The organism is Cognatilysobacter terrigena, from assembly GCF_004361065.1.
Taxonomy (GTDB): domain Bacteria; phylum Pseudomonadota; class Gammaproteobacteria; order Xanthomonadales; family Xanthomonadaceae; genus Cognatilysobacter; species Cognatilysobacter terrigena.
The window spans coordinates 72,868-87,779 of sequence record NZ_SELT01000016.1 but is presented as its reverse complement, the minus strand read 5'-3'; the positions used below and the strand labels follow the sequence as shown (position 1 = coordinate 87,779).

The window sequence follows — 14,912 nt, the reverse complement described above, 5'->3', positions numbered from 1 at the left end:
GGAATTCCTTGTGCCGGCCGCGGACATCGAGTGGCTGCAGGCGTCGGGCAACTACGTGAACCTGCGCGTTCGCGGCCGCGACTACCCGCTGCGCAGCACGATGGCGCAGATCGAGGAGCGCCTCGACCCGGCGACGTTCCGCCGCGTGCACCGCAGCTACATGGTCAATCTCGACCGCGTGGAGCGCATCGAGCCGATCGATTCCGGCGACGCGCGCATCGTCATGCAGGACGGCGCGACCGTGCCGTGCAGCCGCCGCTATCGCGCGGCGCTGCGCGGGGATGCAGCGGTGTCGGCCGCGGCGTAGCGGCGAGGCGTGTGCGGTGCCGTGCGCTGGCGCATGGTGTCGCGCTTGCCGATGCTGGTAGCACTCTGGCGCACGTGACGCGGACGATGGACTGTCGCCGCCGGATGACTCGCTCATGAAACCTCGCCGGCGTCGCCATCAAGCGCGGGTCCGCCCGGGTCGATATCCGGTGCGATGACCCGCATCCCGCTCGCGCTCGCATTGCTGCTGGCGACCACCGCCGCACATGCGGAGTCGGTGGCCACGATCCTGCGCGACGTCCACCTCCACGGTTACCCGCGTCCGCAGGTCGTGCTGCAGCGCCTCTGCGCGGCCGACAACCGTCCGGGGCCGAACGCTTCGATCGACGATCGCGCGCGCTACTGGACCGCCGTCGAAACGCTGGAGCGCCAGCAGGACGCGCATGGCCGCGCCGATCGCGCGCTCGCCGTGCTCGACGCGATGGCGACCCGCGAGCGCTGCGGGCCGTGCGGCGTCGCCGTGCACGTGGCGCGGGCGCAGCGGGCGATCGCGACCGAGCGCTTCGTCGACGCGAAGTCGGAATTGGCCGCGGCGGAGCCGCTGCTCGCCAACGTCGACGACGCGCTCCGGATGGAGTTCCTGTTGACGCGCGCACGCCTGGCGGACCTGCGCACCGAAATGGCTCACGGCATCACCGACGCGGTCGCCGCGCGCGGCATCGCGGCGACGCGCGGGTGGGCCGGCGATGAAGTGCGTGCCATGAGCCCGATGGTCGGCATGAATGCGGACCTCGGCGACTTCGCGCGCGCCGAGAAGCTCGGCACCGAGGCGTACGCGCTCGCCGATCGCATCGGCTACGGCTACATGCTGCCGTACGTGCGCGCGCAACAGGCGTACACCTACGCGCAGCGCGGCGAGGGCGAACTGCAGAAGCAGGCGCTGCTCGACGTGCTGCGTCTCGCCGGGAACGATCCGTCGCTGGAAGAGCTGGTGTCGATAAGCCTCGGCAATCTGTCCGACTACTACCTGCAGACCCACGAGCCTCAGAAGGCGCTGATGTTCGCCGAGCGCGCCAAGGCGGCAAGTGCGGCGCAGCACGACGACAACGGCGTGGCGGTCGCGGGTGCGAATCGCGGCATCGCGCTGGTGCAGCTGGGCCGCTACGACGAAGGCATCGCGGATCTGCTCGCGGCCAAGGCGCTCGCCGAACGCATCGGCGCGCGCACCTACCTGCTCGCAATCCTCGATGAGCTGGTCAAGGCCTACGAGAAGGCGGGCCGCCTGCGTGAGGCGGTCGCCACCATGCATGCCGAACTCGAGCTCAACCAGGAGATGGTGAAGCAGGAGCGCGACAAGGCCGTGCTCGAGTTGCAGGAGAAATACGCATCGGAGCGACGCGGTCGTGAGATCGAACGGCTGTCGATCGCCAATCGCGCGCAGTCGGCGGAGATGGACGCGCATCGCTGGCAGCAGCGCTTGTGGACGAGCGTCGCGGTGCTATCGATGCTGATGCTTGCGGGCCTCGTGCGTTACCTGTCGCGTGCGCGACGCGCGAACCGCAAGCTGTCCGGCGATCTCGCCGTGCTGTCCGAGCAGACGATGATCGACTCGCTGACCGGCGCGGCGAACCGGCGCTGGTGCGAAGCCGAGATGCAGCGACGCGCCGGCTCGTCGGTCGGCCTGATGCTGCTCGACGTCGACTTCTTCAAGCGCGTCAACGACACCTGGGGCCATGCCGCGGGCGATCGCGTGCTCGTCGAACTCGGCCGACGCCTGCGGACGCTCGTGCGCCAGAACGATGCGGTGGTGCGCTGGGGCGGCGAGGAGTTCGCGCTGATCCTGCCGGACGCCGCGGGCGATCGCCTGCCGCAACTCGCCGAACGCGTGATGCAGCACATCGCGGGCGAGCCGATCGACATCGGCGGACATGCCGTCAACGTCACGGTGTCGGTGGGCGCGGTGATGTCGCCGCTGCGCGAAGGCGTGGACTGGCAGCACGCCATGCACGTCGCCGATCTCGCGCTCTACATGTCGAAGGCGGGCGGTCGCAATTGCGCGACGTGCGTGGTCGAGGTGTCGCCCGAGGTCGACGTCAATACGCTGACCGGCGATCTCGCCGCCGCGGCGTCGCGCGGCGACGTGCTACTGCAGATGGTGGAAGGCCCGTCGCCGACGCGTCGTCCGGCCGTCCGCGCCGTCTGATCACTTCTCGACGAACGCGCGCTCGAACACGTACTGGCCGGCGGTGCCGATGCGCGGCGCGGCGGTGAAGCCGCGTGAATCGAGCAGCGTGCGGAAGTCGGCGAGCATCTGCGGGCTGCCGCAGATCATCGCGCGGTCGTGTTCGGCGTCGAGCGGCTCGATGCCGAGCTGCTCCATCATCGCGCCGCTCGCCATGAGGTCGGTGAGGCGGCCGCGGTGGTCGTTGTCGTTGTACGCGAACGCCTCGCGCGACACCGCCGGGTAATACAGCAGTTTCTGCGCGATCTGCTCGCCGAGGAATTCATGGCGCGGCAGTTCGTTGACGATGTAGTCGCGATAGGCGAGGTCGGCCGCGGAGCGCACGCCGTGGCAGAGGATCACGCGCTCGAAGCGCTCGTAGGTTTCCGGATCCTTGATGATCGACAGCCACGGCGCGAAACCCGTGCCGGTGCCGAGCAGGTAGAGATTGCGGCCCGGATGCAGATCGCTGATCAGCAGGGTGCCGGTGGGCTTGCGGCCGATGAGTACGGTGTCGCCGGGCTTGATGTGCTGTAGACGCGAGGTCAGCGGGCCGTTCTGCACCTTGATGCTGAAGAACTCGAGCTGCTCTTCCCAGTTCGCGCTCGCGATCGAATACGCACGCATCAACGGACGGCGCGTACCGTCCGGTTGCTCGACCTCCAACCCGATCATCACGAACTGGCCGTTGTCGAACCGGAAGCCGTCGTCGCGGGTGGTGGTGAAGCTGAAGTAGGCGTCCGTCCAGTGGCGGACGTCGAGCACGGTCTCGGTGCCGAAAGGCGAGGACATCGGCAGGTGCGGCGAATGTGGGGCCGCGGATTTTAGCCGACCGGCGCCGCCGGGCCGCCGTCGCTGCCCTGAATCGCCGAGGTGGCCGCGGCTTCGGCGAGCGTCGGGCGGGCGGCGTCGCGGTCGACCTCGACTGCGATCGGCCCCAACGCGTCGGCGTGGATCAGCCCGATCGACGCGGCGTGCTCGGCGATCGCGCGGCTGTCGCGGGCGCGCAGCATGGGCACGCGCGTACCGGCGACGCGGCCGATGTGCGCATCCACCGCCACGTCGCGCGGCGAATCGAGGTCGGGGTCGACGTCGCGGATGTAGATCGCGGCGATGCGGTCGCCGAATTCCGACGCCGCTTCGGCATAGATCTCCGCATCGGCCTGTCCCGAGTCGCCCAACAGCACCCAGCGCAGCCGCGGGAAGCGACGGACCAGCTCGCGCACGCGGTCGAGCTTGTGCCCGTGGCCGGGCGACTTGATGAACTTGGTGGGATCCAGGCCGAAATCGCGCAGGAACATGGGGCCCGCAGGCACCTTGTTGAGCGCCATGAATTCGTCGAGCAGGTCGTAGAGATTCCACGGCGAACTCGACACGTAGAACAGCGGCACGCGGCCGCGTCCGTCGATGCCGGCCTGCAGCGCTTGGTAGAGCAGTGCCGCGCCCTTCAGCGGTTTCCGCGTGCGCGCGTTGTGCAGGAACGTGAGCTGCGCGGCGGTCGTCCAGTCGGTGATCGCACTGTCGAGCACGGTGTCGTCGATATCGGAGATCACGCCGACGCGTGCGTCGTCATGCACGTAGAGCACGGGCTGCGGCGTGGCGAAACGCCCGTCGGCGAGGCTCGCGGTCGCCTGCGTCCACAACGCCTCGGGTGCGGGCGGCGCGGGCAGGGTGCCGGCGTAGTAGCCCTCGGCGTCGGTGATGGCTTCCACAGCGTGCGCGCCGATCGACAGTTGCAGCGCGACGCCCGGTACCTCTCCGTTGACGAATCGGCCGATCGAATGACGCAGGTTGCGAAGGCGGGAGTCGCGTTCGGTCGGGCCGCCCTCCGGCGCGCCGGCCAGCACGCGGCCGCGCAGTTCGATGCCGGATGCATCGCCCCAGCCGCGATACGCCGCGATGTGGCCGGGCTCGCGCGGCACGATGCGGCGGTAGAGGCCGTCGGCGGCGTCCTCCAGTGCGGAGAGCGCGGCGAGTAGCGGGTTGGGGCGGTCGGGCGTGGTCATGGCCCGCACACGATAACGGCCGGACCCGTGAGGGCCCGGCCGTCGAGGTCGACAGCGCGAGGATCAGCGTGCGACGACGGCGCGCGTGCTCCGGGTCGGGCAGGCGAGCAGGCGCGACTCGTGCAGCCACTTGTTGTCCGGGTAGTACGAGAACACGAACTGGCCGCCCTTCAGCGTGTCGATGATCTCGTGCGCCACCTGTGCGCGCACCGCCGGGCAGCCGTGGCTGCGGCCGATGCGGCCCATCTTCTGCGCCATCGACGGATCCACGTACCACGCGCCGTGCATCACGATCGCGCGGGCACGGGCGTTGTCGTTGAAGCCCGGCTCCAGGCCATCCATGCGCAGCGAATACCCGTTGTTGCCGGTGTACGTCTCGGCGGTGCGGAACAGGCCGAGGCTGGTCTGGTGGCTGCCGTCGAGGTTGGAGAAGTTGCGCGCGTAGTTCTCACCGGTGCCCTGGCCGTGCGCGACGTACTCGCTGTACATCACGCGGGGATTGCGCAGGTCGAACACCCAGAGGCGCTTCTGCGTCGACGGCATCGAGTAGTCGATGACGGCGAGCTTCTCACCGGCGCCGGTCGCGTCGCCGCTGCTGATCGCGCATTCGCGCGCTTCCAGCGCCATCTCGATGACCTTCGGATTCGCGCCGGGCGCGAGCGAGGCCAGGCGCGACGCCAGCGACATCGACGGTGCGGTCGGAGTCGGCGCCGACAGCGGTGCGATCGGCGTGCTCGCCGGCGACGTTGAGCGAGCGATGCTCGGCTCCGCCGGAGAGAGGGCAGGCAACAGGCAGCAGGCGATGGCCGAAGCCAAGGCGAGAGATGTACGCATTCACGGACCCCTTGCAACAGACGCTTCAGGGACGTGCAGTCCCGGTGAAGCTTTCCGACAAGGTTAGGCCCGTGAGCGCTACGTGCAAGCGGCCGGATTCAGTCGATTCAGGCTCGCCTGTTCAGTGAAGGCCGCGCTCTTCCTTGGGTCGCGCGCGATGATCCGTAAGCAGCACGCTGACGACCACGAAAAGCCCGAGAAATGCCGCGATCAGGAACAGGATGATCGCGATCGCCGGATACCCGAACAGCCGCGCCCCGTTGTCGACCCGCATCATCAGCGCTGACGACACCAGCAGCGCCGCGATGATCAGCCCGACGGTGATGCGGTTCGCGATCTTCTGCATGTTCTCCATGAGCTTGGAGTCGTCCAGCCCATCGAGGCGCACCTGCAGCCGGTTATCCGACAGCAGGGTCAGCAGGTTGTTGAGCTTCCGCGGCGCCTCGCGCACGAGTCCTTCGACTTCGATCAGCTCGCCGGCGAGGCCCGCGGGCGACAGCGATTTGCGCAGGCGCTGGCGCATCACGTTTTCGAGGTGGTCGCGGACGATGTCCTTCGCGTCCATGTCCGGATCGAGCGCGTCGCAGATCGATTCGAGGTTGAGCAGCGTCTTGCCGAGCAGCGACAGCTCCGGCGGCGTACGCAGGCCGCAGGCGGTCGCGATGCGCGTCATGTCGAGCACGAGGCGGCCTTCCGACACCGTCCGCCCGCCTGAACGCGCCGCATACGACGACACGAGCTGGCCGACCTCGCGCATGTAGCGTTCTTCGTCGAAGTCCTCGAGGCGCGTGGAGATCGAAATGCCTTCGATCGCGACGTCCTCGCCGCGTCCGTCGACCGACGCGAACAGCAGCTTCAGCAGGCGATCGCGCCGGCGCGGCGGCACGTGCGCGATCATGCCGAGGTCGAAGATCGCAAGACGGCTGTCCGGCGGGAGGAGGAGGTTGCCCGGATGCGGATCCGCGTGGATTTCGCCGTTGACGAAGGCCTGGTCGAGGTACGCACGCAGCAGTTCGGCCGCGAGTTCGCCCAGCGGTTGGTCCGTGCGCTGCAGGCCGGTGATGTCGGTGACCTTCTTGCCGCGCACGAGGTCCATCGTGAGCACGCGCTTGCCGCTGACGCTCCACACCGGACGCGGCACGACGAGGCGCGGATACGGTTCGAGGCGTTCGCCGAAACGCTGCAGGTTCTCGGCTTCGACGCGGTAATCGAGCTCGGCCAGCAGCGTGCGGCCGAACTCGTTGACCCAGTCGCCGAACTTGATGCGGCGGCCCATGTCGGTGCCGCGGTCGAGCTTGCTCGCGATCGAGCGCAGCGATTCGAGATCGGTGCGCACGCTCGTCAGCGCGTCGGGGCGTTGCACCTTCACCGCGACCTCGCGGCCGTCGCGCAGCACCGCGCGGTGTACCTGCGCGAGCGATGCGCTGCCGAGCGGTTCGTCGTCGAACTCGGAGAACACCTTGTTCGGCCGGACGCCCAGTTCCTCTTCGATGACCTGGTGCACGACTTCGGGCGCGAGCGGTTGCACCTTGTCCTGCATACGCTCGAGCGCGGCGAGGTACTCGGCCGGCACCATGTCCGGGCGCGTCGACAGCGCCTGGCCGAGCTTGATGAAGGTGGGGCCGAGCGCTTCCAGGTCGTCGACGAACTGCTCGGGCTTGCCGGGTTCGCCCGCCTGCGCATCGGCCTCGGCGTCGACCTCCTGCAGCACGGCATCCTGATCGAGGCCGGTGAAGATGCCCGCGGTGCGGTACTTGAGCAGGAACTTGAGGATCTGCGCCGTGCGCGCGATTCCGCTGGTGGGTTCGGACATGGACGCTCTCCGTGGAGATCCGCAGCGTAGGGGGCGTGCCGTCAACGCCGCTTCATCGCCGAGGCGTCAGCCTGTCCGCATGGCGAGGCAAACGCTCTGGACGGTCGGACACTCGACGCATCCCTGGGACGCGTTCGTCGCCCTGCTGCGCCAGGCGGGCATCGAAGCGGTGGCGGACGTGCGGCGTTTCGCCGGCTCGCGGCGCCATCCGCAGTTCAATGACGAGGCGATGGCGCGCGCGCTGCCCGGCGCCGGCATCGACTACGTGCCGTTCCGCGACCTCGGCGGGCGCAGCCAGGCGCGGCCCGATTCATCCAACACGGCGTGGCGCAACGAGGCGTTTCGCGGCTACGCGGACTATCTCGACACGGCTGAATACCAACGCGCGGCAGAACGTCTCGGCGCGCTCGCCGCATCGAAGGCGACGACGGTGATGTGCGCCGAGGCGATGTGGTGGCAGTGCCACCGCTCGCTGATCTCCGACGACTTCAAGTCACGCGGCTGGACGGTGTTGCATCTGCAGCCTGGCGGACGCGTGCAGGAGCCTGTATACGCCCGTCGCGCGCATCGTCGGCGGGCACCTGAGCTACGTGGAGCCCGAGGTGCAGCCCGGGTTGTTCTGATGCGACGACGCGAACGGGCCGTCGCGCCATCGATCACTTGCCCTTGGCCTTCGCGAACGCGGCGGCGAGCGCGTTGTTGGCGAATGCGGGTTGCGCCTGCGGCTTCGGCGCGGGGCCACGCGACGGACCGCGATCCTGCGGACGACCGTGCTGCGGCCGCGGCGCTTCGCGATCGTTGCGCGGTGCGCGCGGCGCGGTGTCGTCGAGACGGCAGGTCAGGCCGATGCGCTTGCGCGGCACGTCCACCTCCTGCACGCGCACCTTCACGATGTCGCCGACCTTCACCACGTCGCGTGGATCCTTCACGTACGTGTTCGACAGCGCGGAGATGTGCACGAGGCCGTCCTGGTGCACGCCGATGTCGACGAACGCACCGAACGCGGCGACGTTGGTCACGACGCCTTCCAGCACCATGCCGGGCTTGAGGTCCTTGATGTCCTCCACGCCGTCGGCGAAGCGCGCGGCCTTGAACTCGGGGCGCGGATCGCGTCCCGGCTTCTCGAGTTCCTTGAGGATGTCGCGCACCGTCGGTGCGCCGAAGCGGTCGTCGACGAACTGCTCCGGCTTCAGGCCGCGCAACGTCGGCGCATCACCGATGAGCGCGCGGATCGCCTTGCCGGTCGACGCGACGATGCGCTCGACGACCGGATACGCCTCGGGATGCACGGAGCTGGCGTCGAGCGGCTCGTCGCCGTCGGCGATGCGCAGGAAGCCCGCGCACTGCTCGAACGTCTTGTCGCCGAGGCGCGGCACCTTCAGCAGGTCCTTACGGGACTTGAACGCGCCGTTCGTGTCGCGATGTCGCACGATGTTCTCGGCGACGGTCGACGTCAGGCCCGACACACGGGCGAGCAGGGCGGCCGACGCGGTGTTGACGTGCACGCCGACGGCGTTCACGCAGTCCTCGACCTTGGCGTCGAGCGCGCGGGCGAGCTTGTACTGGTCGACATCGTGCTGGTACTGGCCGACGCCGATCGCCTTCGGCTCGATCTTGACGAGCTCGGCGAGCGGATCCTGCAGGCGCCGCGCGATCGACACGGCGCCGCGGATCGACACGTCGACATCCGGAAATTCGCGCGACGCGAGTTCGGATGCCGAGTACACCGAAGCGCCGGCTTCGCTGACGACGATCTTGGTGAGCTTGAGTTCCGGCGCGAGCTTGATGAGGTCGGCCGCGAGCTTGTCGGTCTCGCGCGATGCGGTGCCGTTGCCGATCGAGATCAGCTCCACGCCGTGCTGCTTGCACAGGCGACCGAGCGTCGCGAGCGACTGATCCCACTGACGCTTCGGCTCGTGCGGATAGATCGTGTCGGTGGCGACGAGCTTGCCCGTGCGGTCGACGACCGCGACCTTTACGCCCGTGCGCAGGCCGGGATCGAGGCCGAGCACCGTGCGCGGACCGGCCGGCGCGGCGAGCAGGAGATCCTTGAGGTTGTCGCCGAACACGTCGATGGCTTCCGCCTCGGCGCGTTCGCGCGCCTGCGCGGTGAGGTCGAGCATCAGGTGCAGGTGTAGCTTCGCCTTCCACGTCAGGCGCGCGCAGTCCATGAGCCACTGGTCGGCGGCACGGCCTTCGTTGCGGATACCCGCGTGCTTGGCGACGCGACCCGTCGCGACGAGATGCCCGGCTTCGGCGTCCGTGCCCGGATCGAGGTCGAACTGCAGGAATTCCTCGCGGCGCCCGCGCAGCAGCGCGAGCATGCGGTGGGACGGAATCTTCGCGATCGGCTCGGCATGGTCGAAGTAGTCGCGGTACTTCGCGCCTTCGTTCTCCTTGCCTTCGATCACCTTCGAGCGCACGACGCCCACCTGCGACAGCCACTCGCGCAGTTCGCCGACGAGCGCGGCGTCTTCGCCCCAGCGCTCCATCAGGATCGCGCGCGCGCCATCGAGCGCGGCCTTGGCATCGGCGACGCCCCTGTCGGCATCGACGAAGGTTGCGGCGACGACGTCGGGCGACTGCGTCGGATCGGCGAGCAGCGAATCCGCCAGCGGCTCCAGCCCGGCTTCCCGCGCGATCTGCGCACGCGTGCGGCGCTTGGGCTTGTACGGCAGGTAGAGGTCTTCGAGGCGCGCCTTGCTGTCGGCGGCCAGCAGCTCCGCGCGCAACTCGTCGGTGAGCTTGCCCTGTTCCTCGATGCTCGCGATCACCTGCACGCGGCGGTCCTCCAGCTCGCGGAGGTAGCCCAGGCGCGTTTCGAGTTCGCGCAGCTGCGTGTCGTCGAGGCCGCCGGTCACCTCCTTTCGATAGCGCGCGATGAAGGGCACGGTGGCGCCTTCGTCGAGCAGCGCGACCGCCGCTTCCACCTGTCGGGCCTGCGCATTGATCTCTTCGGCGATGCGGCGGGCGATGTGCGCTGCGGTGCTGCGGTCCTGCATGGGCGATGCGTCGACGTCGTAGTGGGGCGGCGATTGTGGCCCCCGGGTCCGGGCGCGTCGACGTTGACAGGCGGCGCGCGGGTGTGCGGCGTCAGTGGGGCGGGTCGAGGCGCAGCAGTTCGCCGTTCTCGTCGTCGGTCAGTACGTAAACGGCGCCGTCGCTGCCCACGCGTACGTCGCGGATGCGCGCCTTCCGATCCTCCAGCAGCCGTTCCTCGGACACGATGCGGTCGCCATCGAGCGTCAGGCGGATCAGGCAGCGGTCGGCAAGGGCGCCGAGGAACAGGCTGTCGTTCCACTTCGAGCCCGCATGCCCGGCGTAGAACGCCATGCCGGAGAGGCCGGGCGACTTCAGCCAGACGTGGTACGGCGACTCCATGCCGGGGACGTCGGTGCCCTTGGTTTCGGGGTAGGGGAAGGGCGTCGAATAGTCCTTGCCGTGGCTCGCGATCGGCCAGCCGTAGTTCCTGCCGGGCTTGGGCAGGTTGATCTCGTCGCCGCCGCGCGGGCCGTGCTCGGCCTCCCAGAGCGTGCCGGTGCGCGGATCGACGGCGAGCGACTGCACGTTGCGGTGGCCGTAGCTCCAGATCTCGGGGCGTGCGTCCGAGCGACCCACGAACGGGTTGTCCGGCGGAACCGCGCCATCGAGCGTGAGGCGCACGAGCTTGCCCTGAAGCTTGGTCAGGTCCTGCGCCAGCATGCGCTGGAAGCGTTCGCCCTGGCTGATGAAGACGTGCCCGCTGCGGTCGAAGGCGATGCGCGAGCCGAAGTGGTTCGGGCCTTCCAGCTTCGGCTGCTGGCGGTAGATCACGCGGAACCCCGTGAGGCGCGGGCCGTCGAGCACGCCGTAGCCCGCGGCCGTGCCCGCGGTGCCATCGGGACCCGGCTCCGCGTAGCTAAGGTAGACGCGGCGGCTCGTGGCGAAGTCCGGCGCCAGCTCGACGTCCAGCAACCCGCCCTGGCCCTGCGCCCAGACGGCCGGAACGCCTGCAATCGGTGCGGACAGTCGACCGTCGCGTTCGACGTAGCGCAGCCGGCCGGGCCGTTCGGTGACAAGAAAACGGCCGTCGGGCAGCGGGGCGAGGCCCCACGGATGCTCCAGACCGCTGGCGATGCGCGCCACACGCAAGCCATCCGCAGAGAGCGAGGCGCCGCCGGTCGCTGCCGGCGGCGCGCTATCACCCGCGCGGCATCCGGTCGCGATGAGGGCACCGAGCAGCAGTACGGCGGCGACGAAGCGGCGCATGAAAACCTCAGCCATTGAGCGGCCCGGGATGTGACCGTATCGCCACTCCGCGCGATGACGGCGTCGCGACCGATGGCGAGGTGTTATCGGCTGCACAGTTTCGTGCTCCGGTGCGTTCACAGAATGCCGTTATCTGTAGAGAAGTGACGCGCACCGCACCGTCCGCGGCAATTTCCGACCCACCGCCAAGACCTTGATGAAATTCCGACGCGCACCCGCCGATCGACCGGCTCCCGTGCCGGAGGCCCGGCGACGCGGCCTCGCGTCCGCGCGCCTGTTGCGCGGTCCGGTCGCATTCGCCGCCGCGGCCGGCTTGCTCATAGCGGTGGCGGCGCGATTGTTGTCGCCGTCACTCGGGGCGGGCGCGATAGGCCTCGTAGTCGGTGGCTGGTGCGGCATGTGGCTCGCGCGACCGCTGCCCGGACGCGCCGACCTGCGCTGGCTCGTGCCGGCATTCGGCATCGCCGCGGGCCTGTTCGGCGCACGCGTTGCGCCGGCGACGGCGATCGTCGCGACCGCGGTGGCGACCGCGTTCGTCGCCGGCATCCGCGCACTCCTGCGTTCGTTGCATGCGCAGGCCGAGTGGGACGACCCTGCACCCGCGGCCATCGCACTCGCCGCGCTGGGTGCATCCGCACTCGCGATCGCATGGGTGTGCACGCAGGCGGTGCCGCTGTTGCACGGCGCGTGGCTCGCGCTGTGGCCGGCGATGGTGGTGGGCGCGGTCGCGTCGTTCGCGGCCGCGCTGACGCTCGGCGCCGTCGACCCGCCGGATCCGTTCGCCGACGATCCGCGTCGAGCGACGCTCGTTCTTTCGCTCGCGCTCGTTGTCGGTGCGGCCGCACTGTCGATGTTCTCGCCGCGCCTCGTGCCGTTGCTGGCGGTCGGACTTCTCGCGCTCGCCGCGTCGGGCCGCCCGCGCACGCTCGGCGCGTTGTCGCTGGTATTCGCGCTTGCGGCGCTGGTGACGGCGGATCATGCGACGACAACGCTGTCACGCATCGCAGGCGGGTGGTCGGCCGCCGCAGCGCTTGGGTTGGTCGCGACGATGCTCGCGCTCGCACTGCTCGGCAGCCTGCTGACGCACCAGCGCGATCGCGTGCGTGCACGCCTCCGCGCGACCAGTGGCCATCTGCTGACGCTGACGGAAAAGAGTCCCGGCCTCGTCGCGACGTTCGATCGCGAGCTGCGCCATCGCCACGTCAACGAGGCCTACCGCGCGTGGACCGGTCTCCCACGCGACCGCATCGAAGGCGCGACGCTCCGGGACGTCATGGGCATGGAGTTCGCCGGGACGCTCGGGACCAGCGCCGCGCGTGCGCTGGCCGGTGCATCGCAGCAGTTGCAGGCCGATCGCGGTGATCGCGCGCTCGACATCCGCCTCGAGCCGTACTTCGGCCTCGACGGCGCGATCGACGGCTTCCATCTGCTCGCCGAGGACATCACCTGGCGCAAGCAGAGCGAGCGCGACCTGCTCACGCTCGTTAACGCTTCGCCCGAGCCCACGCTGGTGCTCGACGAGGACGGCCGCATCCGCATGCACAACGAAGCCGCGGCGACGCTGTTCGGCGCCGCGAGCAGCGATCTCATCGGCACGCAGTTGCCGACGTGGCTTGGCGAATCCGAAGGCAATGCGGTCGCGCAGGGCGATGCGTCTTTGCGCGTGCGTCGACGCGACGGCACCACGTTCCCCGTCGAACTGAAACTCGGTTCGATGCCCGGCGAACACGGAGGACGGTCGGTCGTCACGCTGCGCGACCTCAGCCGCGACCAGGCGCTGGAGAACGCGGCACGCGCTGCACGCGAACAGGCGCAGGCGACGCTGAATTCGATCAGCGATGCGCTCGTCGTCGTCGATCCCTCGGGCACCGTCATTGCATTCAATCCCGCGGCGTCGCAGCTCACCGGCTGGGCGCGCGACGACGCGCTCGGTCGCATGTTCGAGGACGTCATCAAGCTCGTCGAACCGGGGCGCGGCGTGCCGCAGGTGTCGGTGCTGCGCGAGGCGCTGAAGTCGGGGCAGGCGTCGCGACTCGAAGGCGAACGCGAACTCGTGCGTCGCGATGGTGCGCAGCGCGTGGTCGAAGAATCCGCGTCGCCGCTGCGCGATGCGAAGGGTCGCCCGATCGGCGGCGTGCTGCTGTTGCGCGACGTCAGCCATGCGCGCGAACAGGCGCAGGCGTTGGCGCACATGGCGCAGCACGATGCGTTGACCGGCCTGCCGAATCGCGTGCTGTTCCAGGACCGTCTGACGCAGGCGCTCGCGACGGTCGGCCGTGGCAATCGCGGTGCAGTGCTCTACATCGACCTCGACAAGTTCAAGCCGATCAACGACACCCTCGGCCATCCCATGGGCGACAAGGTGCTGCAGGAGGTGGCGCAGCGCCTGCGCGATTGCGTGCGCGAGGACGACACCGTCAGCCGCCAGGGCGGCGACGAATTCGTTCTGTTGCTGCAGCGCCTCGCGGACCCGCGCGACGCCGCGCGCGTCGCCGAGAAGCTCATTCGTTCGGTCGAACAGCCGATCATGCTCGACGGCCACGAACTGCGCGTCGGCGCGAGCGTCGGCATCTCGCTGTTCCCGCAGGACTCGCGCGAGGCCCGCGCGCTGATGAAGCAGGCCGACACGGCGCTCTATCACGTCAAGGAAACCGGGCGCGGGCGCTACAGCTACTTCACCGACCTGATGGGCGAACGCGCCGAAGCGCGCATGCGTACGGAGAACGACCTGCGCTTCGCGCTGGCCGCCGAAGACTTCGTGCTCGACTACCAGCCCGTGGTGAATGCGCGCACCGGCAAGTTCGTCGCCGTGGAAGCGCTGCTGCGCTGGCGTCGCGCCGACGGCACGCTGCTGCTGCCGGAAACGTTCCTGTCGGTCGCCGAGGAAACGGGGCTCATCATCCAGATCGACGAATGGGTGCTCGGCAAGGCCTGCCTCCAGAACGCCGCCTGGCAGCAGGCGGGACTGCCGCCGCTGCCGTTGTCGGTGAACGTATCGCTAGCGCGCTTCGATCCGGAACGACTGCTCGCACAGATCGACGCCGCGCTCAACGCGGCCACGCTCGATCCGCAGTGGCTGGAGATCGAATTCCGCGGCGAGCAGCTGTTCGCCCTCGGCGAGCCCGCGCGCAGTCTCGTCGCCGACCTGCGCGCGATGGGCGTGAAGGTGGCGGTCGACGACATCGGCACGACGCAGGCCAGCGTGTCGCAGCTCACCGACTTCGGCTTCGACGCGCTGAAGCTCGACGTCGCTATCGTCGAAGCGCTCGGTGACCACGAACGCGCGCGCCGCATCGCCGAAGCGGTCTGCCGCAGCGGTCTCGCCTTGCAGTCCGACGTCGTCGCGAAGGGCGTGGAAAGCGAGGCGCAGCGCGACCTGCTCGTACGCTGGGGCTGCGGCAGCCTGCAGGGCACGCTGTTCAGCCCGCCGCTGTCGTCGACCGCGCTCGCACGCCTCCTGCAACGCACCGATCCGCCGACGATGGTCCGCAGCGCCTGAGCGGGCAGGCCGGGCGGGGCGGTA

Annotated in this window: 9 protein-coding genes and 1 pseudogene; 4 read left to right on the top strand and 6 right to left on the bottom strand. The window is 69.4% G+C overall.

Features of this window, described 5'->3' with window-relative positions; all coding sequences use genetic code 11:
- Nucleotides 1-307, top strand: a 307-nt coding sequence (locus tag EVS83_RS10525) for a LytTR family DNA-binding domain-containing protein (protein WP_133501000.1), incomplete at its 5' end; no start/stop codon positions are given.
- Nucleotides 308-481: 174 nt separating this feature from the next.
- Nucleotides 482-2,470, top strand: coding sequence for a GGDEF domain-containing protein (locus tag EVS83_RS10520; protein ID WP_133500999.1), 1,989 nt, complete (start codon nucleotides 482-484; stop codon nucleotides 2,468-2,470).
- Here the strand turns inward: EVS83_RS10520 and EVS83_RS10515 are convergent, their stop codons facing one another.
- The 4 genes from EVS83_RS10515 to EVS83_RS10500 all read right to left on the bottom strand — a co-directional run bounded on the left by EVS83_RS10515 (nucleotide 2,471) and on the right by EVS83_RS10500 (nucleotide 7,141).
- Nucleotides 2,471-3,280: a ferredoxin--NADP reductase gene (locus tag EVS83_RS10515; protein ID WP_133500998.1), complete on the bottom strand. Its 810-nt coding sequence runs from the start codon at nucleotides 3,278-3,280 to the stop codon at nucleotides 2,471-2,473.
- Between the two features lie 32 nt (nucleotides 3,281-3,312).
- Nucleotides 3,313-4,494 carry an App1 family protein phosphatidate phosphatase gene (locus tag EVS83_RS10510; protein ID WP_133500997.1) on the bottom strand — a complete coding sequence of 394 codons (1,182 nt, stop codon included), beginning with the start codon at nucleotides 4,492-4,494 and terminating at the stop codon, nucleotides 3,313-3,315.
- Between the two features lie 63 nt (nucleotides 4,495-4,557).
- A complete protein-coding gene (locus EVS83_RS10505) occupies nucleotides 4,558-5,181 on the bottom strand; it encodes a murein L,D-transpeptidase catalytic domain family protein (protein ID WP_246022870.1) in 624 nt (207 codons plus the stop codon).
- 268 nt (nucleotides 5,182-5,449) lie between these two features.
- The gene (locus EVS83_RS10500; RefSeq protein ID WP_133500995.1) at nucleotides 5,450-7,141 is read right to left on the bottom strand and encodes an ABC1 kinase family protein; all 1,692 of its coding nucleotides are present in this window, start codon (nucleotides 7,139-7,141) and stop codon (nucleotides 5,450-5,452) included.
- On the opposite strand from EVS83_RS10500, the pseudogene EVS83_RS16085 reads away from it, so the two are divergent.
- A pseudogene (locus EVS83_RS16085) lies at nucleotides 7,065-7,565 on the top strand (DUF488 domain-containing protein); the annotation flags it as partial. The gene EVS83_RS10500 and the pseudogene EVS83_RS16085 overlap by 77 nt on opposite strands.
- A 232-nt stretch (nucleotides 7,566-7,797) precedes the next feature.
- On the opposite strand, the gene EVS83_RS10490 reads toward EVS83_RS16085, so the two are convergent.
- Nucleotides 7,798-10,143, bottom strand: coding sequence for a Tex family protein (locus EVS83_RS10490; protein WP_133500994.1), 2,346 nt, complete (start codon nucleotides 10,141-10,143; stop codon nucleotides 7,798-7,800).
- A 91-nt stretch (nucleotides 10,144-10,234) separates the two neighbouring features.
- Nucleotides 10,235-11,389 (bottom strand): PQQ-dependent sugar dehydrogenase, encoded by a 1,155-nt coding sequence (locus tag EVS83_RS10485; protein WP_133500993.1) that lies wholly within the window; start codon nucleotides 11,387-11,389, stop codon nucleotides 10,235-10,237.
- Nucleotides 11,390-11,786: 397 nt separating this feature from the next.
- On the opposite strand from EVS83_RS10485, the gene EVS83_RS10480 reads away from it, so the two are divergent.
- The gene (locus EVS83_RS10480) at nucleotides 11,787-14,888 is read left to right on the top strand and encodes a sensor domain-containing protein (RefSeq protein ID WP_166636876.1); all 3,102 of its coding nucleotides are present in this window, start codon (nucleotides 11,787-11,789) and stop codon (nucleotides 14,886-14,888) included.
- Nucleotides 14,889-14,912 lie beyond the last annotated feature (24 nt).

Excerpts from the sequence above, each read along its gene's own strand:
- EVS83_RS10500 (WP_133500995.1), bottom strand. The coding sequence starts at position 7,141 with ATGTCCGAACCCACCAGCGGAATCGCGCGCACGGCGCAGATCCTCAAG.
- EVS83_RS10505 (WP_246022870.1), bottom strand. The coding sequence starts at position 5,181 with ATGTCGCTGGCGTCGCGCCTGGCCTCGCTCGCGCCCGGCGCGAATCCG.
- EVS83_RS10485 (WP_133500993.1), bottom strand. The coding sequence starts at position 11,389 with ATGCGCCGCTTCGTCGCCGCCGTACTGCTGCTCGGTGCCCTCATCGCG.
- EVS83_RS10515 (WP_133500998.1), bottom strand. The coding sequence starts at position 3,280 with ATGTCCTCGCCTTTCGGCACCGAGACCGTGCTCGACGTCCGCCACTGG.
- EVS83_RS10480 (WP_166636876.1), top strand. The coding sequence starts at position 11,787 with ATGTGGCTCGCGCGACCGCTGCCCGGACGCGCCGACCTGCGCTGGCTC.
- EVS83_RS10510 (WP_133500997.1), bottom strand. The coding sequence starts at position 4,494 with ATGACCACGCCCGACCGCCCCAACCCGCTACTCGCCGCGCTCTCCGCA.
- EVS83_RS10490 (WP_133500994.1), bottom strand. The coding sequence starts at position 10,143 with ATGCAGGACCGCAGCACCGCAGCGCACATCGCCCGCCGCATCGCCGAA.
- EVS83_RS10520 (WP_133500999.1), top strand. The coding sequence starts at position 482 with ATGACCCGCATCCCGCTCGCGCTCGCATTGCTGCTGGCGACCACCGCC.